Consider the following 21,557-nt stretch of genomic DNA (forward strand, 5'->3'; position numbering starts at 1 on the left):
TTGTCTTGTCTGGCTGGCGATGCGTTGCGAATGCCTTTGGAGCTCAGAAAATGCTGCGCCGGTCGGGATCGTGCAGCGGGTCAGGCGTCTTTTGCGTGAGCCGCAGGATGCCCTGGTCGTCGAAATAGAAGCTGTAGAGCATGTACCAGACGCCGTCTTCGAGGTAGCGATAGGTCCAGGCCTCGCGCTTCATCAGCGGGAAATAGGCGGTCTCTTCCGGGCGGCCGAAGTTCACGAGCACGTCGGTGCGCGTCCATTTGCCGATCTCGGCCTTGTAGAACTCGTTGGGCTGCAGCACCTGGCGCACGCTGACGACTTTGCCGCTGCCGTCGATGTCGGCGGCGACGGTGGTTTCGCCCATCGGCTGGGTGGGCCACATCAGGCGCTTGCCGCCATTGGGCAGGTCGTAGACCTCGCGCGGCTGGCCGAAGCGGGCGACCACGGCCTGGGCGTCGTCGCCTGCATGGAATTGCTGCCACGGCTGCACGCAGCCGGCCAGGGCGAGTGCGCCCATGCCGGCGACGAGCGCCCGGCGCGTGGCGCGCGGCAGGCGCGTCGCGATGGCGGATGAAAGACGGTTGAGCATGAAGTCCCCCCGATTGCACGTATGTGCACGTGTGCGATGGGCGCCGTGCGGATTCGAAGCTGGGTCCGAAGTGCCTGGAACCCTCTCTGGAACCGTTATTTTGACACGTCGGGATGGCGACGGCTTGCGGCCGTGCGCATGGACGTCCTATGATCCGCGCTTCATACGATGCGGCTCACACAGTAGAGGAACAGGCCCATGAAGGGACGATTGACGCGCGCGGCGATGATCTTGCTGGCGGCGACAGGATTCGGCGCGGCACTGACGGCCGGCGGCGCGCACGCCGCGAGCACGCAGGCGAGCGCGGGCAAGCCGATCCAGCTCGCGCTGATCGAGGGCATGTCCGGGCCGTTCGCGGACGCGGGCGCGGCCGTCGAACGCAATCTGCGTTTCGGCGTGGAGCGCGTGAACGCGCGCGGCGGCGTGACGCTGGCGGACGGCCGCCATCCGCTCGAACTGGTCGTGCTCGACAGCAAAGGCAGCACCGAGGCGGCGCTGATGCAACTGCGCGCGGCTGCCGACCGCCACATCGGCTTCATCTTGCAGGGCAACAGCTCGGCGGTGGCGGCGGCGCTAGTGGCGGCCATCGATCGGCAGAACGCGCGCGAGCCGGAGAACCGCGAGGTGTTCCTCAACTATTCGGCGGACGACCCGGCGCTCACCAACGCGAACTGCAGCTTCTGGCATTTCCGCTTCGACGCGCACGCGGGCATGCGTATGGACGCGCTCGCCGATGTGATCGCCGCCGATCAGTCCATCAAAAAGGTCTACCTGCTCAATCAGGACTACAGCTTCGGCCACGACGTGAGCACGCTCGCGCGCGCGGCGCTGGCGAAAGATCGGCCAGACATTGCCGTGGTGGGCGATGAATTCCATCCGATCGGCCGCGTGAAGGATTTCGCGCCGTATATCGCCAAGATTCGCGCGGCGGGCGCGGACGCCGTCATCACCGGCAACTGGGGCAACGACCTCACGCTGCTCGTGAAGGCCGCGCGCGAACAGGGCCTCGACACCAAGTTCTACACGTTTTACGGCAACAGCCTCGGCGCGCCGGCGGCGCTCGGCGAGGCGGGCGTCAAGCGCGTGATCGCCGTGGCCGACTGGCATCCGAACGTGGGCGGCGCAGCCTCCGACGCCTGGTACGCGGCGTTCCGCGCCCGCTACCCGGCGGCGCAGGACGACTATCCGGTGCTGCGCATGGAGATGCTCGTCGAGATGCTCGCCCAGGCCATCACGAAGGCTGGCTCGGCGCAACCCGAGGCCGTCGCGAGGGCGCTTGAGGGTATGCACTTCAAGGGTGACGAAAGTGACTTCCATCCGATGTGGATGCGCGCCGACGACCATCAGGTAATCCAACCCCTTTACGTGATGCAGATGGACAAGCAGGGCACGTCCGGAGTGCGCTACGACAACGAAGGCTCGGGCTATGGCTTTCGCACGGTGCTGGCTCTGCCGGCGCAGCGCACGGCGCCGGCGACCGTCTGCAAGATGAAGCGGCCCTGAGCGTGGTCGTGAGCGCGGCCCGGGTGGGGCCGGCGGTGGCCCCTGTGGCGCCCCGCGAACCGGCGCGCACAGGCCGGGTTCGCGGCGAATTTGGCCTGTGCTACAATACGCCCCTTGTCGTGATCCACGGCAAGTCAGCAACAACCAACCACGGCACGGCCGTTCTTCCGTGACCGCTTGTTTGTATTAAAGGAAAAGCAAATGTCCGTAGCAGATATCAAGAAGTCCGACATCGTCGCGCAATTCGCGCGCGGCACCGGTGACACGGGTTCGCCCGAAGTTCAGGTTGCACTCCTGACGTCGCGTATCAATGAACTGACTGGTCACTTCAAGTCGCACGCGAAGGATCACCACAGCCGCCGCGGTCTGCTGCGCATGGTGAGCCGCCGCCGCAAGCTGCTCGACTACCTGAAGGGTAAGGACGCAGATCGTTACCGCGCACTGATCGAGAAGCTGGGTCTGCGCAAGTAATCGCAAGGTCTTGCAGAAAGATGCCTGTGTCAGTTCCACTGATGCAGGCATTTTGTTTTTTGAACGGTGCGCTTCATGCGATGCGTGCCGCATGGCAGTACAAGCAGCAAAGAACGCAGTAAACATTCAGTAGAAGCGTGCAGTAAGAGCAGCAGGACCGGGCCTCGGGGCAGAGCTTTGTGTCATTCCATCGAATCGCGCGCGACAACAAGTCACGTGCGTGCCGCGTCATCGTCGCAGCCGCGCGATCCGCTGGAATGGCATAACACTCCTCTACCTGCGCGGTGCCGGATTCTGTCTTGCCGTGTCGCTCGCGCGTGCGGGCGGCGCATAACAAATGAGTAAGGAGTGAGTGACCATGACCATGTTCAATAAAGTCGCGAAGGAATTCAAATGGGGCCAGCACAACGTGCGCCTCGAAACGGGTGAGATCGCTCGTCAGGCCGGTGGCGCTGTCATCGTCGACGTCGAGGACACCGTCGTGCTCGCGACCGTCGTCGGCGCGAAGACCGCCAAGCCGGGTCAGGACTTCTTCCCGCTCACCGTCGACTACATCGAAAAGACCTATTCGGCCGGCAAGATCCCGGGCGGCTTCTTCCGTCGCGAAGGCCGTCCGTCGGAAGGCGAGACGCTGATCTCGCGCCTGATCGACCGCCCGCTGCGTCCGCTCTTCCCGGAAGGCTTCTACAACGAAGTCCAGGTCGTGATTCACGTCCTGTCGATCAACCCGGACGTCCCGGCTGACATCCCCGCGCTGATCGGCGCGTCGGCTGCGCTGGCGATCTCGGGTCTGCCGTTCAACGGCCCGGTGGGTGCGGCACGCGTCGCCTACATCAACAACGAGTACGTGCTCAACCCGACGCGCGCGCAGATCAAGGAATCGCGCCTCGACCTCGTCGTGGCCGGTACGGAGCGCGCGGTGCTGATGGTGGAATCGGAAGCCGACCAGCTGCCCGAAGACGTGATGCTCGGCGCGGTCGTGTTCGGCCACGAGCAGATGCAAACGGCCATCGACGCAATCCACGAGCTCGTTCGTGACGGCGGCAAGCCCGAGTGGGACTGGCAGCCGGCGGCGAAGGACGAAGCGCTGATCGCGCGCGTCACGGACATCGCTCACGGCAACCTCCACGCCGCTTACCAGCTGCGTGACAAGCAGCAACGCTCGACCAAGCTGAAGGAAGTCTACGCGTCGACCTCGGCCAAGCTCGAAGAAGAAGCGGCTGCGGCCGGCACGACGGCGGCCGACAAGGCCTCGGTCGGCAACATCCTGTTCGACCTCGAAGCGAAGATCGTCCGCTCGCAGATCCTGAACGGCGAGCCGCGTATCGACGGCCGCGACACGCGCACCGTGCGTCCGATCGAGATCCGTACGGGCGTGCTGCCGCGCACCCACGGCTCGGCGCTGTTCACGCGCGGCGAGACGCAGGCGCTGGTGGTGGCGACGCTCGGCACCAAGGGCGACGAGCAGATCATCGACGCGCTCGAAGGCGAGTACCGCGACCGCTTCATGCTCCACTACAACATGCCCCCGTTCGCGACCGGCGAAACGGGCCGCGTGGGCTCGCCCAAGCGCCGTGAAATCGGCCACGGCCGTCTCGCCAAGCGCGCGCTTGTCGCGTGCCTGCCGAGCGCCGAAGAGTTCGGCTACTCGATCCGTGTGGTCTCGGAAATCACCGAGTCGAACGGTTCGTCGTCGATGGCTTCGGTCTGCGGCGGCTGCCTCGCACTGATGGACGCAGGCGTGCCGATGAAGGCGCACGTCGCGGGCATCGCGATGGGCCTGATCCTCGAAGGCAACAAGTTCGCCGTGCTGACCGACATCCTCGGCGACGAAGATCACCTCGGCGACATGGACTTCAAGGTGGCGGGCACGGAAGCTGGCGTGACCGCGCTGCAGATGGACATCAAGATCCAGGGCATCACCAAGGAAATCATGCAGGTCGCGCTCGCGCAGGCGAAGGAAGGCCGCATGCACATCCTCGGCAAGATGACCTCGGCGGTCTCGGGCGTGAACACGGAACTGTCGGCGTACGCACCGCGCATGATCACCATCAAGATCAATCCGGAAAAGATCCGCGACGTGATCGGCAAGGGTGGTTCGGTGATCCGCGCGCTGACCGAAGAAACCGGCACGACCATCGACATTTCGGACGACGGCGTCGTGACCATCGCGAGCACGTCGAGCGAAGGCATGGCCGAAGCGAAGAAGCGCATCGAGAACATCACGGCCGAAGTGGAAGTGGGCCAGGTGTACGAAGGCGCGGTCCTCAAGCTGCTCGACTTCGGCGCGATCGTGAACCTGCTGCCGGGCAAGGACGGCCTGCTGCACATCTCCGAAATCGCCAACGAGCGCATCAAGGACATCAACGACTACCTGAAGGAAGGCCAGATCGTTAAGGTCAAGGTCATCCAGACGGACGAGAAGGGCCGCGTGCGCCTGTCCGCCAAGGCGCTGCTCAACGAAGCAGCCGCTAACGGCGCACCGCAGGGCGAGCCGCAGCAGTAAGGCGGTTCACAGAAACGGCCGGCACGCGATGAGCGCGCCGGCCGTTTTTTTATGAGAATGTGGGATTGAGCCAGGTGTAACTGAACGCAACTGAAGGCAACTGAAGGCCCTACGGAGACGTGAGATGAAGGCTGTTGAGATTACCGAATTCGGTGCGCCGGACGTGCTCAAGCTGACCGAACGCCCGATGCCCGAGCCGAAGGCCGGCGAGGTGCTGATCAAGGTGAGCGCCTCGGGCGTGAATCGTCCCGACGTGTTCCAGCGCAAGGGGTCGTACGCGCCGCCGCCAGGCATTTCCGACCTGCCGGGGCTCGAGGTGGCGGGCGAGATCGTCGGCGGGACGATCGACGAAAAGAACAATCCGTTCGGGCTGAAGCTCGGCGATCGCGTGTGCGCGCTGATAGCGGGCGGCGGCTACGCAGAGTATGCAGTTGCGCCGCTCGGTCAGTGCCTGCCGGTGCCGAAGGGCCTTACCGACATCGAAGCGGCTTCGTTGCCCGAGACCTTTTTCACGGTGTGGAGCAACGTGTTCCAGCGCGCCCTGCTTGGCAAGGGCGAGGGCGGTGAGAACGAAACCCTGCTCGTGCAGGGCGGATCGAGCGGGATCGGTGTGACGGCGATCCAGATCGCGCATGCGCTCGGCTTTCGCGTCTTCGCGACCGCGGGGTCGGACGACAAGTGCCGGGCCTGCGAGCAACTGGGCGCGGAACGTGCGATCAACTATCGCACCGAAGACTTCGTGGAAGTCGTCAAAGCGCTCACCAATGACCGCGGCGTGGACGTGATCCTCGACATGGTCGCGGGCGGCTATGTGCCGCGCGAGCTCTCAGCGCTCGCCACCGGCGGCCGTATCGTGCTGATCGCGACGCTCGGCGGCTCGAAGGCCGAGGTCAACATGGGTGAGATCCTGCGCCGGCGCCTGACGATTACCGGTTCGACCCTGCGCGCACGCTCGGTCGAGTTCAAGGCGCAGATCGCGCAGGAACTGAAGGCGAAAGTTTGGCCGCTACTCGAAGAGGGCCGGATCAAACCGGTCGTATTCCGCGTCTTTCCCGCTGCCCAGGCCGCCGAGGCGCACGCGTTGATGGAAAGCAGCGAGCACGTCGGCAAAATCATGCTCGATTGGGGGCAGGCGGCCTGATGACGCTGCTAGCCAAGCCCGCTGTACGCCGGTCGTACGGTTCAGCAGCAGGTTCATGCTTGATTTTTCGGGCTTTTTTGCCGCCTTTTTTGCGTGTTCTGAGCGGGCCGGTTTGACCCACTTCGATTTCACGCAGTAAAATTCTCCGTTTTGCGTCCGCTTTTAACAGCAACCGGAACAATGACGAATCAACGATCGAAGCTCGTAGTCGGAAACTGGAAGATGCATGGCCGCCTCGCGGCCAATGCTGCATTGCTCGAAGGCGTCGCGCAGGGCGCGCAGGCGCTGCCGTCGGATGTGCGTGTTGGCGTGTGCGTGCCGTTTCCGTATCTTGCGCAGGCTCAGGCTCTGCTTGGCGGCAGCCGGGTGGTCTGGGGCGCGCAGGACGTGTCAGCGCACGAGCAGGGCGCCTGGACGGGCGAAGTCGCTGCGGGCATGATCGCCGACTTCGAAGCAGGTCTCGCTATCGTCGGTCACTCGGAGCGTCGCGCTTACCACGGCGAAAGCTCCGAGCTCGTCGCGCTGAAGGCGCAGCGCGCGCTCGCGGCCGGCCTTACGCCGATCGTCTGCGTGGGCGAGACGCTGGAAGAGCGTGAAAGCGGCGCGACCGAGCAGGTGGTCGGCGCGCAGCTCGACGCGGTGCTGGCGGCGTTGTCGGTTCAAGAGGCGGCGCGCATCGTCGTCGCGTACGAGCCGGTCTGGGCGATCGGCACGGGCAAGAGCGCGACTTCGGAGCAGGCGCAGCAGGTTCACGCTTTCCTGCGTGCGCGGCTTGCCGCGAAGGGCGCGCAGGTGGCTAACGTGCCGCTGCTGTACGGCGGCAGCGTGAAGCCGGAGAATGCGGCGGAGCTCTTCCGTCAGGCCGATATCGATGGCGGCCTGATCGGTGGTGCGGCGCTGAAGGCAGGGGATTTCCTCGCGATTTGCGTGGCCGCTGCGGCGGGCGCGAGCGTCGCTGGATAAAAACAAGGCATGGGCATGGCGCCTCGCGCGAGGCCTGTGCCCGGCCGCATATGCGCATGCCTCCTGGGAGGCTGTGCTCAACAAGGACTCAGGTGAGTGTGATGCTGTATTTGAAAACGTTGATTATCGTCGTCCAGATTCTGTCGGCGCTCGGGGTGATCGGCCTCGTTTTGCTGCAGCACGGCAAGGGCGCCGATATGGGTGCCGCGTTCGGCAGCGGTGCGTCCGGCAGCCTGTTCGGCGCGAGCGGCTCCGCGAACTTCCTGTCGCGGACCACTGCAGCCCTCGCAACGGTGTTTTTCGTCTCGACGCTTGCATTAACTTACTTGGGGTCGTATCATTCGAAGCCTTCGGCGGGCTTGCTTGGCGCTACGGCTGCGGCTCCGGTCGTTGCTTCGGCTGCAGTTGCTGCATCGGTTCCTGCGGTTTCCACGGCAAGCGCTCCGGCGGCAGCGCCGGCCGCGGCGGCATCGAACCCCGGCAACGACGTGCCGAAATAATTCTGAAAAACTTGTTTTTGTGCATTGAACAAACAGCGGGAACAAGTTAGAATTTAAGTCTTGAAGCGATTCGCGGGTTTCAATAAATTGTTGTCCCGGATTGCATGTAGTGCCGACGTGGTGAAATTGGTAGACACGCTATCTTGAGGGGGTAGTGGCGAAAGCTGTGCGAGTTCGAGTCTCGCCGTCGGCACCAATGTTATCTAAAAAATGCCAGCCGCTTGCTTCAGCTTCGGCTGGCATTTTTGCTTTATACGTCGTGTTCGTTTCGATCGCAGCGCGAAGTACGTAAAGTGATTCCCGCAGAGCGACTTGAAGTTCCTGCGGAACCTCAGAACCAACCGATAGAGGATAGCCTTGAATCTCGCTACCTATTACCCCGTCCTGTTGTTCCTTCTCGTAGGTATTGGTCTGGGCGTAGCGCTGGTCTCAATTGGCAAGATCCTCGGTCCCAACCGGCCCAACAGCGAAAAAGATTCACCGTACGAGTGCGGCTTTGAAGCGTTCGAAGACGCGCGCATGAAGTTCGATGTACGGTACTACCTCGTGGCCATTCTCTTCATCATCTTCGACCTCGAAACGGCGTTCCTGTTTCCGTGGGGCGTTGCCCTGCGCGATATCGGCTGGCCCGGTTTCCTGTCGATGATGCTGTTTCTGCTCGAATTCCTGCTGGGCTTTGCCTACATCTGGAAGAAGGGCGGTCTCGACTGGGAATAAGGGGTTAATCGCCGGATAGCATGGGCGGCACTGCGGGCACCCTGCAGGCCGTCCGTCTGGAGTGGAAAGCACATGAGTATCGAAGGGGTCTTGAAGGAAGGGTTTGTCACCACCACGGCTGACAAGCTGATCAACTGGACGCGCACTGGCTCGCTGTGGCCAATGACGTTCGGTCTTGCGTGTTGCGCGGTCGAGATGATGCACGCGGGCGCGGCCCGCTACGACCTCGACCGTTTCGGTGTGGTGTTCCGCCCGAGCCCGCGCCAGTCCGACGTGATGATCGTGGCCGGCACGCTGTGCAACAAGATGGCGCCCGCGCTGCGCAAGGTCTACGACCAGATGGCCGAGCCGCGCTGGGTGATCTCGATGGGGTCGTGCGCCAACGGCGGCGGCTACTACCACTATTCGTATTCGGTCGTGCGCGGTTGTGATCGCATCGTGCCGGTCGACGTCTATGTGCCGGGTTGCCCGCCGACAGCGGAAGCCCTGGTGTACGGGGTGATCCAGCTGCAGGCGAAGATTCGCCGCACCAGCACCATCGCCCGTCAATAAAGGCCGAGCGCCTCCCCAGAATATGGCAAGCAAACTCGAGACCCTGAAAGCGAACCTCGAAGCGGCCCTCGGTGCTCGCGTCGTCAGCCTCACCGAAGCGCTTGGTGAGTTGACCTTGGTCATAAAATCAGTAGATTACCTCAGCGTGGCCACGGAGCTCCGCGACAATCCGTCGCTTCGCTTCGAGCAGTTGATCGACCTGTGCGGCGTCGACTATCAGACGTTCGGCGACGGCGCGTGGGAAGGCCCGCGCTTCGCGGCGGTGTCGCATCTGCTCTCGATTACGAACAACTGGCGCCTGCGCCTGCGCGTGTTCGCGCCGGACGACGACGTGCCCATCGTCGCCTCGCTCGTCGAGATCTGGAATTCGGCCAACTGGTATGAGCGCGAGGCGTTCGACCTGTTCGGCATCGTCTTCGAAGGCCACCCCGACCTGCGCCGCATCCTGACCGACTACGGTTTCATCGGCCATCCGTTCCGCAAGGACTTCCCGATCTCGGGCTACGTCGAAATGCGTTACGACCCGGAGCAGAAGCGCGTGGTCTATCAGCCGGTCACGATCGAGCCGCGCGAAATCACGCCGCGCGTGATCCGCGAGGATCGCTACGGTGGTCTGAGGAAACACTAAGAGGGTCGCATGTCAGAGATCAAGAACTACACGCTCAACTTCGGCCCGCAGCACCCGGCAGCGCACGGTGTGCTGCGCCTCGTGCTCGAGCTCGACGGCGAGGTGATCCAGCGCGCCGATCCGCACATCGGCCTGCTGCATCGCGCGACGGAAAAGCTCGCCGAGAACAAGACGTTCATCCAGTCGGTGCCGTACATGGACCGTCTCGACTACGTGTCGATGATGGTCAACGAGCACGGCTATGTGCTCGCGATCGAGAAGCTGCTCGGCATCGAGGTGCCGGTGCGCGCGAAGTACATCCGCGTGCTGTTCGACGAAATCACGCGCGTTCTCAATCACCTGATGTGGATCGGCTCGCACGCGCTCGACGTGGGCGCGATGGCGGTGTTCCTCTACGCGTTCCGCGAGCGCGAAGACCTGATGGACGTCTATGAGGCGGTCTCGGGCGCGCGCATGCATGCGGCCTACTATCGTCCGGGCGGCGTGTACCGCGACTTGCCCGACGCCATGCCGCAATACAAGGCTTCGAAGATCCACAACGAGAAGGCGCTCGCCAGGATGAACGAGGCGCGCCAGGGCTCGCTGCTGGACTTCATCGACGACTTCTTCACGCGCTTCCCCGGTTGCGTCGACGAGTACGAAACGCTCCTCACCGACAACCGCATCTGGAAGCAGCGTCTCGTGGGCATAGGCGTGGTGAGCCCGGAGCGCGCCATGCAGCTGGGCCTGACCGGCGCGATGCTGCGTGGCTCGGGCATCGAGTGGGACCTGCGCAAGAAGCAGCCCTACGAGGTCTACGACCAAATGGATTTCGACATCCCGGTGGGCGTGAACGGCGACTGCTACGACCGTTATCTCGTGCGCGTCGAGGAAATGCGTCAATCCACTCGCATTGCGAAACAGTGCATTGAGTGGCTGCGCAAGAATCCCGGCCCCGTGATGATCGACAATCACAAGGTTGCGCCGCCGTCGCGAGTGAACATGAAGTCGAACATGGAAGAGCTGATTCACCACTTCAAGCTCTTCACCGAAGGTTTCCACGTGCCCGAAGGCGAGGCCTACGCAGCCGTGGAGCATCCGAAGGGTGAATTCGGCATCTACCTGGTGTCGGATGGCGCGAACAAGCCGTATCGTCTGAAGATTCGCGCGCCGGGTTACGCCCATCTGTCCGCGCTCGATGAAATGGCGCGCGGTCACATGATTGCCGACGCGGTCACGATCATCGGCACGCAGGACATCGTGTTCGGCGAAATCGACCGCTAAGCAGCAAGCTGCCTGTGCGCCCGGTCAACAAGGGTGCACGGCGAAATACCGGGAACGCCACGTCTGTCGCAGCGAGCAGGTAGGCTAACGCGCGGTGGGTGTTTGTGTGGCGGGAATTGCAACGGTAGGAAATGAAAGAGTCGTGTCTGAAAATGATCTCAGCTGAAGGCCTGAAAGAAATCGATCGCGCGTTGACGAAGTACCCCGCCGATCAGAAACAGTCCGCCGTGATGGCGGCTTTGGCCGTGGCTCAGGAAGAGCATGGCTGGCTGTCGCCCGAACTCATGCAGTTCGTGGCCGACTACCTCGGCATGCCGCCTGTCGCGGTCCAGGAAGTCGCCACCTTCTATACGATGTTCGAGACCCGCCCGGTCGGCAAGTACAAGATCACGCTCTGCACGAATCTGCCGTGCCAGCTCGGCCCGGATGGCGGCGCGGAAGCTACCGCCGACTATCTGAAGCAGAAGCTCGGTATCGACTTCGGCGAAACCACGCCCGACGGCAAATTCACACTGAAAGAAGGCGAGTGCATGGGGGCATGCGGTGACGCGTCGGTGCTGCTCGTGAACAACCATCGCATGTGCAGCTTCATGAGCCGCGAGAAGATCGACCAGTTGCTCGAGGAGCTTTCGAAATGACTTCGTTGCACGACCGTCACATCAAACCCCTGATTCTCGCGGGCCTGAACGGCGAGAACTGGCATCTCGAAGATTACGTCGCGCGTGGCGGCTACAAGCAGCTGCGCCGCATCCTCGAAGAGAAGATCACGCCCGAGCAGGTCATTGCCGACGTGAAGGCTGGCGGCCTGCGTGGCCGCGGCGGCGCGGGCTTCCCGACGGGCCTGAAGTGGAGCTTCATGCCGCGTCAGTTCCCGGGCCAGAAGTACCTCGTCTGCAACTCGGACGAAGGCGAGCCGGGCACGTTCAAGGACCGCGACATCCTGCGCTGGAATCCGCATTCGGTGATCGAAGGCATGGCCATCGGCGCGTACGCGATGGGTATCACCGTGGGCTACAACTACATCCACGGCGAGATTTTCGAGGTCTATCGCCGCTTTGAGGCGGCGCTTGAAGAAGCGCGCCAGGCGGGCTATCTCGGCGACAACATTCTCGGCACGGACTTCTCGTTCCAGCTGCACGCGCACCACGGTTATGGCGCGTACATCTGCGGCGAAGAAACGGCGCTGCTCGAGTCGCTCGAGGGCAAGAAGGGCCAGCCGCGCTTCAAGCCGCCGTTCCCGGCGAGCTTCGGCGTGTACGGCAAGCCCACCACGATCAACAACACCGAGACCTTTGCCGCGGTGCCGTTCCTGTTGAGCGTCGGTCCGCAGACGTACATGGAGCTCGGCAAGCCGAACAACGGCGGCACCAAGATCTTCTCGATCTCGGGTGACGTGGAGCGTCCGGGCAACTACGAAATTCCGCTCGGCACGCCGTTCGCCACGCTCATGGAGCTGGCCGGCGGTGTGCGTGGCGGCAAGAAGCTCAAGGCCGTGATTCCGGGTGGATCGTCGGCGCCGGTCATTCCGGGCGACCTGATGATGCAGACCGACATGGACTATGACTCCATCGCCAAGCAGGGCTCGATGCTCGGCTCGGGCGCGGTCATCGTCATGGACGAGACACGCTGCATGGTGCGCTCGCTGCTGCGCCTGTCGTACTTCTACTATGAAGAGTCGTGCGGCCAGTGCACGCCGTGCCGCGAAGGCACGGGCTGGCTGTATCGCGTCGTGAACCGCATCGAGCACGGCGAGGGCCGCCAGGAAGACCTGGATCTGCTGAACTCGGTGGCGGGCAACATCATGGGCCGGACGATCTGCGCGCTCGGCGACGCGGCGGCCATGCCGGTGCGCGGCATGCTCAAGCATTACTGGGACGAATTTGAATATCACGTGCACAACAAGCGTTGCCTCGTCGGCGGACATGCCGGCTCGCACGCGGCCTCGGAAACGGTGGCCGCCTGACGGGCGGGTTGCAAGGTAACGGCGTGTTGGGCGCGAACCGCGTGGCGGAACGCAACGGGGTAGACCGCTGTGAAATTGAGCGGTAACAGGTTAGGGACGATTAACCATCATGGTTGAACTTGAAATAGACGGCAAGAAGGTGCAGGTGCCCGAGGGCAGCATGGTGATCCAGGCTGCGCAGCGGGTCGACACGTACATTCCGCACTTCTGCTATCACAAGAAGCTGTCCATCGCGGCCAACTGCCGGATGTGTCTCGTCGACGTCGAGAAGATGCCGAAGGCCGTGCCCGCGTGCGCGACGCCGGTGTCGCAAGGCATGGTCGTGCGCACGATGTCGGACAAGGCCGTGCAGGGCCAGCAAGCCGTGATGGAATTCCTGCTGATCAACCATCCGCTCGACTGCCCGATCTGCGATCAGGGCGGCGAATGCCAGCTGCAGGATCTGGCGGTCGGCTACGGCAAGTCGGCGTCGCGCTACAGCGAAGAAAAGCGCGTCGTCTTCCACAAGAATGTCGGTCCGCTCATCTCGATGGAAGAGATGACGCGCTGCATTCACTGCACGCGCTGTGTGCGCTTCGGCGACGAAATCGCCGGCGTGATGGAGCTCGGCATGCTCGGCCGCGGCCAGCATTCGGAAATCACTTCGTTCGTCGGCAAGACGGTGGACTCGGAGCTCTCGGGCAACATGATCGACCTGTGCCCGGTCGGTGCGCTCACGAGCAAGCCGTTCCGCTTCTCCGCGCGCACGTGGGAACTCTCGCGCCGCAAGTCGGTGAGCCCGCACGACTCGACGGGTGCGAACCTCGTCGTGCAGGTGAAGAACAACCGCGTGATGCGCGTGCTGCCGTTCGAGAACGAAGCCATCAACGAGTGCTGGATCTCGGACAAGGACCGCTTCTCGTACGAAGGCCTGAATGCCGAAGACCGCCTCACGCGCCCGATGATCAAGCAGGGCGGCCAGTGGGTCGAGACCGACTGGCAGACCGCGCTCGAGTACGTGGTGAAGGGCATCAAGGGCATCAGCGACGAGCACGGCGAGAACCAGCTCGCGCTGCTCGCGAGCCCGCACAGCACGGCCGAAGAGCTCTATCTCGCGAAGCAGTTCGCGGACGCGATCGGCACGCCGAACGTGGACTTCCGCCTGCGTCAGAACGACTTCTCGGCGCCGCTCGAGGGTGCGCCGTGGCTCGGCGCCAAGATCGCCGAGCTCTCGTATGCCGACTCGGCGTTCGTGATCGGCTCGTTCTTGCGCCGCGATCACGCGCTGCTCGCCGCGCGTCTGCGCCAGGCTGCCAAGGGCGGCGCGCAGGTCTCGTTCCTGCAGGCGTCGGCTGACGGCTCGCTGATCCCGAATGCACAACGCATCGTCGCCGCGCCGTCGGCATGGCTCGACGAGCTTGCTTTGATCGCCGCCGCTGCCGCCGCGGCGAAGGGTGTCGCGCTGCCGGAAGGTTTCGCGGGCGCACAGGCGAACGACGCAGCGAAGCAGGTGGCCGCATCGCTGGCGAATGGAGAGCGCCGCTTCGTGCTGCTCGGCAACGGCGCCGTCCAGCATCCGGAATTCTCGCGTCTGCACGCCGCAGCGCAGTTCATTGCGGAAACGACGGGTGCCACGCTTGGCTTCCTCACGGAAGCCGCCAACACGGTCGGCGCACACCTCGTGGGCGCACTGCCTGGTCGCGACGGCCTGAACGCTCGCGAAGTGTTCGACCAGCCGCGCAAGGGTTATCTGCTGTTCAACATCGAGCCTGAATTCGACACGGCCAACCCGGCCGCCGCGCGCGCCGCGCTCGCGCAGGCCGAGATGGTCGCCGTGTTCTCGCCGTTCAAGACGGGCCTCGACTACGCCGACGTGCTGCTGCCCATCGCGCCGTTCACGGAAACCTCGGGCACGTTCGTCAACGCCGAAGGCACGGCGCAGACGTTCAACGGCGTCGTGCGTCCGTTCGGCGAGACGCGTCCGGCCTGGAAGGTCCTGCGCGTGCTCGGCACGCTGCTCGGTGCGCAGGGCTTCGAGTACGAGACGTCGGAAGACGTGCGCCGCAAGGCGCTCGGCGACGGCAGCTTCGCAGCGCGTCTGTCGAACAAGGTCGCGGCGCAAGTCACGCGCGGCAATCTCGCGAAGGCCGCCGATGGCCGCTTCGAGCGCATCTCCGACGTGCCCATCTATCGCGCCGATCAACTCGTGCGCCGCGGCGAAGCGCTGCAGCTCACGACGGCGGCCCGCGTGGCGAACGCCATCGGCCTGCCGGCTGCGCTCTTCGACCAACTCGGCCTGAAGGAAGGCGACGCCGTGCGCGTGCGCCAGGGCGAGCTGTCGGTGAGCGCGCCCGCGACGCGCGATGCGAATCTTGCGCCGACGGTGGTGCGCGTGTCGGCGGCAACGCCGGCCGCTGCACAGCTCGGCAGCCTGTTCGGTGAACTGCTGGTGGAGAAGGCGTAAATGAGCTTGTTCGATACGATCAATGCAGGCGGCAGCCAGTTGCTCGGCGTGGCGTGGCCCACCGTCTGGGCGCTGGTGCGTATTCTCGTCGTCGCGGTGGTGATCCTGCTGTGCGTGGCGTACCTGATCCTGTGGGAGCGCAAGCTGATCGGCTGGATGCACGTGCGTCTCGGCCCGAACCGCGTCGGCCCCGCGGGGCTGTTGCAGCCGATCGCCGACGTGCTGAAGCTGCTGCTCAAGGAAGTCATCCAGCCGACCCAGGCGAGCCGCTGGGTCTACATGGTCGCGCCGATCATGGTGGTGGTGCCGGCCTTCGCGGTCTGGGCGGTGATTCCGTTCCAGGCGGGCGCGGTGCTCGGCAACATCAACGCGGGTCTGCTCTACGTGATGGCGATTTCGTCCTTCGGCGTGTACGGCGTGATTCTCGCGGGCTGGGCATCGAACTCGAAATACGCGTTCCTCGGTGCGATGCGCGCTGCGGCGCAGATGGTCTCGTATGAAATCGCGATGGGCTTCGCGCTCGTCGTGGTGCTGATGGTTTCGGGCAGCCTGAACCTCTCGGACATCGTCGAAGGGCAGATGCGCGGCATGTTTGCGAACTGGGGCATCACGTTCCTCTCGTGGAACTGGCTGCCGCTCTTGCCGATGTTCGTCGTCTACTTCATCTCGGGCATCGCCGAAACGAACCGCCACCCGTTCGACGTGGTGGAAGGGGAGTCGGAGATCGTCGCGGGCCACATGGTCGATTACTCGGGTATGGGCTTCGCGCTCTTCTTCCTCGCCGAGTACATCAACATGATCGTGATCTCGGCGCTGGCTTCCGTGCTGTTCCTCGGCGGCTGGAGTGCACCGTTTGGCTTCCTCGATTTCATCCCGGGAGTATTCTGGCTGGTGCTGAAGGTTTTCTGTCTCCTGTCGGTGTTCATCTGGGCGCGTGCGACGTTCCCGCGCTACCGCTATGACCAGATCATGCGTCTTGGCTGGAAGATATTCATTCCGGTGTGCGTCGTGTGGCTGATCGTGATCGGCTTCTGGTATATGTCGCCGCTGAGCATCTGGAAATAAGGGGGCGACGAAATGACCGCTATCCAAAACTTCTTCAAGACGTTCTTCCTGACCGAGCTGCTCAAGGGCCTCGCGCTGACTGGCCGTTACGCCTTCAAGCGCAAGTTCACGGTGCAGTTCCCGGAAGAGAAGACCCCGATCTCGCCGCGCTTTCGTGGCCTGCACGCGCTGCGCCGCTACGAAAACGGCGAAGAGCGCTGCATCGCGTGCAAGCTGTGCGAGGCCGTGTGCCCCGCGCTCGCCATCACGATCGAGTCGGAAGTGCGCGAAGACAACACGCGCCGCACGACGCGCTACGACATCGACCTGACCAAGTGCATTTTCTGCGGTTTTTGCGAAGAGAGCTGCCCGGTCGACTCGATTGTCGAGACGCACATTCTCGAGTATCACGGCGAGAAGCGCGGCGATCTGTATTTCACGAAGGAAATGCTGCTGGCCGTGGGCGACCGCTACGAAGCGCAGATCGCGGCAAACAAGGCAGCAGATGCACCGTACCGTTGATCTTCAGTTTGACGCTGCATCGGCCCGCGGTTCGGGCCGGCTGCGGGGAACGCGTGTGCCTGAAAACACCGCGAAGCCGCAGCCTGTGAACCGCGGCGCGACGCTCCCTGGTCTGGCCGCCAGTCTGTGCCGCGCAATCCGCCTTACGATGGCCTCAACGATGAACCAGTAATCATGGAATTCACGACCGTCCTGTTCTACATCTTCGCGCTGTTGCTCACGCTATCAGGGCTGAAGGTGATCACCTCGCGCAATCCTGTCTCGTCCGCGCTCTTCCTCGTGCTCGCGTTCTTCAACGCGGCCGCGGTGTGGATGCTGCTCGAGGCCGAATTCCTTGCGATCCTGCTGGTGCTCGTCTACGTGGGCGCGGTGATGGTGCTGTTCCTGTTCGTGGTGATGATGCTGGACATCAACATCGACGTGCTGAGCCGCGACTTCAAGCGCTTCATTCCGGTGGCGACCATCGTGGGCGCGATCATCGTGCTCGAGACCGCGTTGATCCTGTGGCACGGCTACGGCGCGACCACCTCGCCGGTGCCGGACACCTCGGCCGCGGCTGTCGCATCGGTGTCGAATACGCACCTGATCGGCAAGATCATCTATACCGACTACATCTTCGCATTCGAAATTGCCGGCCTCGTGCTGCTGGTGGCGATCGTCGCGGCCATTTCGCTGACGGTGCGCGAGCCCAAGGATGCGAAGCGTCAGAACGTTTCGAAGCAGGTCCGCGTGCGTCGTGAGGACCGCGTGCGCCTCGTGAAGATGCAAGCCGTCGTGGAAGTGCCGGAAACGCCCGAGGCCGTGGAGGCCGAAGCGGCTCCCGCCGCACCAGGCGCCACGCCGGCGGCGAAGAGCTAAGCGCGAAGGAGCGAATCGACATGTTGACCCTGGCCCATTATCTCGTCCTCGGCGCGATCCTCTTTGCGATCTCGATCGTTGGCATTTTTCTCAATCGGCGCAACGTCATCATCATCCTGATGGCGATTGAGCTGATGTTGTTAGCGGTGAACACGAACTTCGTCGCGTTCTCGCATTACCTCGGTGACGTTCACGGACAGATTTTCGTGTTCTTCGTGCTAACTGTTGCGGCAGCGGAAGCCGCGATTGGTCTGGCTATTCTTGTGACTCTGTTCCGCAGCCTCGACACGATCAATGTCGAGGACCTCGATCAGCTCAAAGGCTAAGGCAGGCTGTATATGGCAACGACACTCAACGAAACCTTATTGCTGGCGGTACCGCTGGCCCCTCTCGCCGGTTCTCTCATTGCCGGTTTGTTTGGCAAGACGGTGGGGCGCGCGGGCGCGCATACGGTCACCATTCTTGGCGTCGCGATTGCGTTCGTGCTCTCGTGCATTACGCTGTTCGACGTGATGAACGGCGCGAGCTTCAACGCGACCGTCTACGAATGGATGTCGGTTGGCGGCCTGAAGTTCGAAGTCGGCTTCCTGATCGACTCGTTGACGGCGCTCATGATGGTCATCGTGACCTTCGTGTCCCTGATGGTGCACATCTACACGATCGGCTACATGGCGGACGAAGAGGGCTACCAGCGCTTCTTCTCGTACATCGCGCTCTTCACGTTCTCGATGCTGATGCTCGTGATGAGCAACAACTTCCTGCAGCTGTTCTTCGGCTGGGAAGCGGTGGGCCTCGTCTCGTACCTGCTGATCGGCTTCTACTTCAAGCGTGAAAGCGCCATCTACGCGAACATGAAGGCGTTCCTCGTGAACCGCGTGGGTGACTTCGGCTTCCTGCTGGGCATTGGTCTTTTGCTCGCGTACGGCGGCTCGCTCAACTACAACGACGTGTTCGCGAAGGGCCACGAAATCGCGGCGCTGACGTTCCCGGGCACCTCGTGGAACCTGCTCACGGTGGCGTGCATCTGCTTGTTCATCGGCGCGATGGGCAAGTCGGCGCAGTTCCCGCTGCACGTCTGGCTGCCGGACTCGATGGAAGGCCCGACGCCGATCTCGGCACTGATCCACGCCGCCACCATGGTGACGGCCGGTATCTTCATGGTCGCGCGCATGTCGCCGCTGTTCGAGCTCTCGGACGCCGCGCTCTCGTTCATCGTCGTGATTGGCGCGATTACCGCGCTCTTCATGGGCTTCCTTGGCGTCGTGCAGAACGACATCAAGCGTGTGGTCGCATACTCCACGCTCTCGCAGCTCGGCTACATGACCGTGGCGCTCGGCGTCTCGGCCTATCCGGTCGCGATCTTCCACCTGATGACGCACGCGTTCTTCAAGGCGCTGCTGTTCCTCGGCGCGGGCTCGGTCATCATCGGCATGCACCATGATCAGGACATGCGCAACATGGGTGGCCTGCGCAAGTACATGCCCATCACGTGGATCACGTCGCTCGTCGGCTCGCTCGCGCTGATCGGCACGCCGTTCTTCTCGGGCTTCTACTCGAAGGACTCGATCATCGAGGCGGTGAAGGCCTCGCACCTGGCCGGTTCGGGTTTCGCTTATTTCGCCGTGGTCGCGAGCGTTTTCGTGACGGCCCTGTACTCGTTCCGCATGTACTTCCTCGTGTTCCACGGTGAAGAGCGCTTCCGCGGTCCGAAGCATCCCGACTCGCCGATGGGCGCGGAAGCCGCGTCGCATCACGGCCACGACGAGCACCATGTGCATGTGCCGCACGAGTCGCCGTGGGTGATCTGGGTGCCGCTGGTCCTGCTCGCGATTCCTTCGGTGATTGCCGGTGCATACGCGATCCAGCCGTTGCTTTACGGTGGTTTCTTCTCGCACGGCGTGGCGTTCCAGGACGTCATCTTCATCGGCCAGAACCATCCGGCGGTGGCCGAGATCGGCGAAGAATTCCATGGCTGGGCCGCGATGGGCGCGCATGCGCTCTCGGGTCTGCCGGTGTGGCTCGCACTCGCGGGTGTGATCGTGGCGTGGTTCTTCTACATGAAGCGCCCGGATCTGCCGGCTGTCGTGTCGCGCACGTTTTCGCCAGTCTACAAGCTGCTGGCAAACGCGTATTACCTCGACAAGATCAACGAAATCGTCTTCGCGCGCGGAGCCGTTGCTATCGGTCGTGGTCTGTGGAAGGAAGGTGATGTCGTCGTGATCGACGGCGTCGTCAACGGGAGCGCCAAGTTTATCGGCTGGTTTGCAACGGTGATTCGTTTCCTGCAATCCGGCTATATCTACCACTACGCATTTGCCATGATCATTGGCATGCTTGGCCTCCTTACCCTGTTTGTAACGCTCGGCGGCAAATAAGAAGGCGAGGAAAAAAACGCATGCACGCAACTCCGATTCTCAGTCTTGCGATCTGGATGCCAATTGTTTTCGGCATCATCGTTCTTGTAGTGGGTTCCCTGCGGAGCTCGAGCGCGGACCGCTGGATCGCGCTCATCGGTTCGGTGCTTAGTTTCCTCGTCACCCTTCCGCTCGTTTCGGGCTTCGACACCACCACGGCTGCGCTGCAGTACGAGGAGAAGTCGGTCTGGATCGAGCGGTTCAATATTTCGTATCATCTCGGCATCGACGGCATCTCGTTGTGGCTCGTGGTGCTCACGGCGCTCATCACCGTGATCGTCGTGATCGCGGGCTGGCAGGTCATCCAGAAGAACGTCGCGCAGTATTATTCGGCGTTCCTCATCCTGTCGGGCCTGATGATCGGCGTCTTTTGCGCCGCCGACGGTCTGCTGTTCTACGTGTTCTTCGAAGCCACACTCATTCCGATGTACATCATCATCGGCGTGTGGGGCGGACCGAACCGCGTGTACGCAGCGTTCAAGTTCTTTCTCTATACGCTGGCCGGCTCGCTGCTGATGCTGGTCGCGTTGCTGTATCTCTACCGCGAGACCGGGACCTTCGACCTCGCCACCTGGCAGAACGCCAAGCTTGCGATGACGCCGCAGATCCTGCTGTTCATTGCGTTCTTCTTCGCGTTCGCCGTCAAGGTGCCGATGTGGCCGGTCCACACGTGGTTGCCGGACGCGCACGTCGAAGCGCCCACGGGCGGCTCGGTGGTGCTGGCCGCCATCATGCTGAAGCTGGGCGCATACGGTTTCCTGCGTTTCTCGCTGCCGGTCACGCCGGACGCGAGTCATTACCTGGCGCCGGTCATCATCACGCTGTCGTTGATCGCGGTGATCTACATCGGCCTCGTGGCGATGGTGCAGTCCGACATGAAAAAGCTGGTCGCGTACTCGTCGATTGCCCACATGGGCTTCGTCACGCTCGGCTTCTTTATGTTCGGCCCGTCGAGCCAGCTGGCCATGGAAGGCGCGATCATCCAGATGATCTCGCACGGCTTCGTCTCGGGCGCCATGTTCCTTTGCATCGGCGTGCTGTATGACCGCATGCACACGCGCGACATCGCCGACTACGGCGGCGTCGTCAACACGATGCCGAAATTCGCGGCGCTGGCCATGCTGTTCGCGATGGCCAACTGCGGCCTGCCGGGCACCTCGGGATTCGTCGGCGAATTCATGGTGATTCTGGCGGCAGTGAAGTTCAACTTCTGGATTGCTTTCGGGGCGGCGTTCACGCTGATCCTGGGCGCGGCCTATACGTTGTGGATGTACAAGCGCGTGTACTTCGGCGCCGTCGCGAACGATCATGTTCGCGAGCTGAAGGACATCAGCAGCCGCGAATACCTCATTCTTGGGGTGCTCGCGCTGCTCACGCTTTTCATGGGCGTCTACCCGAAGCCCTTTACCGATGTGATGCACGTTTCCGTGGAAAACCTCCTCTCCCACGTCGCAGTGTCGAAACTGCCGCTGTCACAGTAATA

20 protein-coding genes and 1 tRNA gene are annotated in these 21,557 nt (G+C 62.9%); 20 read left to right on the forward strand and 1 reads right to left on the reverse strand.

Annotated features, from left to right (window positions below; all coding sequences use genetic code 11):
• Positions 1-43 precede the first annotated feature (43 nt).
• The gene (locus EYW47_RS35840) at positions 44-514 is read right to left on the reverse strand and encodes a hypothetical protein (protein ID WP_133199581.1); all 471 of its coding nucleotides are present in this window, start codon (positions 512-514) and stop codon (positions 44-46) included.
• 270 nt (positions 515-784) lie between these two features.
• Here EYW47_RS35840 and EYW47_RS35845 point away from each other — a divergent pair, with 270 nt between their 5' ends.
• The 20 genes from EYW47_RS35845 (at position 785) to EYW47_RS35940 (ending at position 21,555) form a co-directional block, all read left to right on the forward strand.
• Complete coding sequence (locus EYW47_RS35845; RefSeq protein WP_133199545.1) at positions 785-2,089, forward strand: branched-chain amino acid ABC transporter substrate-binding protein; 1,305 nt, start codon at positions 785-787, stop codon at positions 2,087-2,089.
• 201 nt (positions 2,090-2,290) lie between these two features.
• Entirely contained in the window at positions 2,291-2,560 is a 270-nt protein-coding gene (rpsO, locus tag EYW47_RS35850; protein ID WP_027795476.1) for a 30S ribosomal protein S15, read from the forward strand.
• Positions 2,561-2,918: 358 nt separating this feature from the next.
• Positions 2,919-5,066: a polyribonucleotide nucleotidyltransferase gene (pnp, locus tag EYW47_RS35855; RefSeq protein ID WP_133199546.1), complete on the forward strand. Its 2,148-nt coding sequence runs from the start codon at positions 2,919-2,921 to the stop codon at positions 5,064-5,066.
• 124 nt (positions 5,067-5,190) lie between these two features.
• Positions 5,191-6,207 (forward strand): NAD(P)H-quinone oxidoreductase, encoded by a 1,017-nt coding sequence (locus tag EYW47_RS35860; protein WP_133199547.1) that lies wholly within the window; start codon positions 5,191-5,193, stop codon positions 6,205-6,207.
• Between the two features lie 180 nt (positions 6,208-6,387).
• Positions 6,388-7,170, forward strand: coding sequence for a triose-phosphate isomerase (tpiA, locus tag EYW47_RS35865; RefSeq protein WP_133199548.1), 783 nt, complete (start codon positions 6,388-6,390; stop codon positions 7,168-7,170).
• A gap of 101 nt (positions 7,171-7,271) precedes the next feature.
• Positions 7,272-7,670, forward strand: a complete 399-nt coding sequence (secG, locus tag EYW47_RS35870; RefSeq protein WP_133199549.1) for a preprotein translocase subunit SecG — start codon at positions 7,272-7,274, stop codon at positions 7,668-7,670.
• 111 nt (positions 7,671-7,781) lie between these two features.
• A tRNA-Leu gene (locus EYW47_RS35875) sits at positions 7,782-7,866 on the forward strand.
• Positions 7,867-8,027: 161 nt separating this feature from the next.
• Positions 8,028-8,387, forward strand: coding sequence for an NADH-quinone oxidoreductase subunit A (locus tag EYW47_RS35880; protein WP_133199550.1), 360 nt, complete (start codon positions 8,028-8,030; stop codon positions 8,385-8,387).
• A gap of 72 nt (positions 8,388-8,459) precedes the next feature.
• The gene (locus EYW47_RS35885) at positions 8,460-8,939 is read left to right on the forward strand and encodes a NuoB/complex I 20 kDa subunit family protein (RefSeq protein ID WP_027819582.1); all 480 of its coding nucleotides are present in this window, start codon (positions 8,460-8,462) and stop codon (positions 8,937-8,939) included.
• A 22-nt stretch (positions 8,940-8,961) separates the two neighbouring features.
• The gene (locus EYW47_RS35890; protein WP_133199551.1) at positions 8,962-9,567 is read left to right on the forward strand and encodes an NADH-quinone oxidoreductase subunit C; all 606 of its coding nucleotides are present in this window, start codon (positions 8,962-8,964) and stop codon (positions 9,565-9,567) included.
• 9 nt (positions 9,568-9,576) lie between these two features.
• Positions 9,577-10,830 carry an NADH-quinone oxidoreductase subunit D gene (locus EYW47_RS35895; protein ID WP_133199552.1) on the forward strand — a complete coding sequence of 418 codons (1,254 nt, stop codon included), beginning with the start codon at positions 9,577-9,579 and terminating at the stop codon, positions 10,828-10,830.
• A 152-nt stretch (positions 10,831-10,982) separates the two neighbouring features.
• Entirely contained in the window at positions 10,983-11,468 is a 486-nt protein-coding gene (nuoE, locus tag EYW47_RS35900; protein WP_028218515.1) for an NADH-quinone oxidoreductase subunit NuoE, read from the forward strand.
• The gene (gene nuoF, locus EYW47_RS35905) at positions 11,465-12,793 is read left to right on the forward strand and encodes an NADH-quinone oxidoreductase subunit NuoF (protein WP_133199553.1); all 1,329 of its coding nucleotides are present in this window, start codon (positions 11,465-11,467) and stop codon (positions 12,791-12,793) included. Before nuoE ends, nuoF begins: the two co-directional genes overlap by 4 nt.
• A gap of 109 nt (positions 12,794-12,902) precedes the next feature.
• Entirely contained in the window at positions 12,903-15,236 is a 2,334-nt protein-coding gene (gene nuoG, locus EYW47_RS35910) for an NADH-quinone oxidoreductase subunit NuoG (protein WP_133199554.1), read from the forward strand.
• On the forward strand, positions 15,237-16,301 hold the full coding sequence (gene nuoH, locus EYW47_RS35915) for an NADH-quinone oxidoreductase subunit NuoH (protein WP_133199555.1): 1,065 nt from the start codon (positions 15,237-15,239) through the stop codon (positions 16,299-16,301).
• A 12-nt stretch (positions 16,302-16,313) separates the two neighbouring features.
• A complete protein-coding gene (nuoI, locus tag EYW47_RS35920) occupies positions 16,314-16,802 on the forward strand; it encodes an NADH-quinone oxidoreductase subunit NuoI (protein ID WP_133199556.1) in 489 nt (162 codons plus the stop codon).
• A gap of 174 nt (positions 16,803-16,976) precedes the next feature.
• On the forward strand, positions 16,977-17,660 hold the full coding sequence (locus tag EYW47_RS35925) for an NADH-quinone oxidoreductase subunit J (RefSeq protein WP_133199557.1): 684 nt from the start codon (positions 16,977-16,979) through the stop codon (positions 17,658-17,660).
• 20 nt (positions 17,661-17,680) lie between these two features.
• On the forward strand, positions 17,681-17,986 hold the full coding sequence (gene nuoK, locus EYW47_RS35930; RefSeq protein WP_006052894.1) for an NADH-quinone oxidoreductase subunit NuoK: 306 nt from the start codon (positions 17,681-17,683) through the stop codon (positions 17,984-17,986).
• Between the two features lie 12 nt (positions 17,987-17,998).
• The gene (gene nuoL / locus EYW47_RS35935) at positions 17,999-20,035 is read left to right on the forward strand and encodes an NADH-quinone oxidoreductase subunit L (protein ID WP_133199558.1); all 2,037 of its coding nucleotides are present in this window, start codon (positions 17,999-18,001) and stop codon (positions 20,033-20,035) included.
• 20 nt (positions 20,036-20,055) lie between these two features.
• Positions 20,056-21,555, forward strand: coding sequence for an NADH-quinone oxidoreductase subunit M (locus EYW47_RS35940; protein WP_133199559.1), 1,500 nt, complete (start codon positions 20,056-20,058; stop codon positions 21,553-21,555).
• Positions 21,556-21,557: the final 2 nt, after the last annotated feature.

Origin of the sequence: Paraburkholderia silviterrae, assembly GCF_004353915.1 — a bacterium.
GTDB lineage: Bacteria > Pseudomonadota > Gammaproteobacteria > Burkholderiales > Burkholderiaceae > Paraburkholderia > Paraburkholderia silviterrae.

Excerpts from the sequence above, each read along its gene's own strand:
- EYW47_RS35940 (WP_133199559.1), top strand. The coding sequence starts at position 20,056 with ATGCACGCAACTCCGATTCTCAGTCTTGCGATCTGGATGCCAATTGTT.
- nuoH (WP_133199555.1), top strand. The coding sequence starts at position 15,237 with ATGAGCTTGTTCGATACGATCAATGCAGGCGGCAGCCAGTTGCTCGGC.
- EYW47_RS35890 (WP_133199551.1), top strand. The coding sequence starts at position 8,962 with ATGGCAAGCAAACTCGAGACCCTGAAAGCGAACCTCGAAGCGGCCCTC.
- EYW47_RS35845 (WP_133199545.1), top strand. The coding sequence starts at position 785 with ATGAAGGGACGATTGACGCGCGCGGCGATGATCTTGCTGGCGGCGACA.
- EYW47_RS35860 (WP_133199547.1), top strand. The coding sequence starts at position 5,191 with ATGAAGGCTGTTGAGATTACCGAATTCGGTGCGCCGGACGTGCTCAAG.
- secG (WP_133199549.1), top strand. The coding sequence starts at position 7,272 with ATGCTGTATTTGAAAACGTTGATTATCGTCGTCCAGATTCTGTCGGCG.
- EYW47_RS35925 (WP_133199557.1), top strand. The coding sequence starts at position 16,977 with ATGGAATTCACGACCGTCCTGTTCTACATCTTCGCGCTGTTGCTCACG.
- EYW47_RS35885 (WP_027819582.1), top strand. The coding sequence starts at position 8,460 with ATGAGTATCGAAGGGGTCTTGAAGGAAGGGTTTGTCACCACCACGGCT.
- EYW47_RS35840 (WP_133199581.1), bottom strand. The coding sequence starts at position 514 with ATGGGCGCACTCGCCCTGGCCGGCTGCGTGCAGCCGTGGCAGCAATTC.
- nuoI (WP_133199556.1), top strand. The coding sequence starts at position 16,314 with ATGACCGCTATCCAAAACTTCTTCAAGACGTTCTTCCTGACCGAGCTG.
- pnp (WP_133199546.1), top strand. The coding sequence starts at position 2,919 with ATGACCATGTTCAATAAAGTCGCGAAGGAATTCAAATGGGGCCAGCAC.
- nuoK (WP_006052894.1), top strand. The coding sequence starts at position 17,681 with ATGTTGACCCTGGCCCATTATCTCGTCCTCGGCGCGATCCTCTTTGCG.
- nuoL (WP_133199558.1), top strand. The coding sequence starts at position 17,999 with ATGGCAACGACACTCAACGAAACCTTATTGCTGGCGGTACCGCTGGCC.
- tpiA (WP_133199548.1), top strand. The coding sequence starts at position 6,388 with ATGACGAATCAACGATCGAAGCTCGTAGTCGGAAACTGGAAGATGCAT.
- nuoG (WP_133199554.1), top strand. The coding sequence starts at position 12,903 with ATGGTTGAACTTGAAATAGACGGCAAGAAGGTGCAGGTGCCCGAGGGC.
- nuoE (WP_028218515.1), top strand. The coding sequence starts at position 10,983 with ATGATCTCAGCTGAAGGCCTGAAAGAAATCGATCGCGCGTTGACGAAG.
- rpsO (WP_027795476.1), top strand. The coding sequence starts at position 2,291 with ATGTCCGTAGCAGATATCAAGAAGTCCGACATCGTCGCGCAATTCGCG.
- EYW47_RS35895 (WP_133199552.1), top strand. The coding sequence starts at position 9,577 with ATGTCAGAGATCAAGAACTACACGCTCAACTTCGGCCCGCAGCACCCG.
- nuoF (WP_133199553.1), top strand. The coding sequence starts at position 11,465 with ATGACTTCGTTGCACGACCGTCACATCAAACCCCTGATTCTCGCGGGC.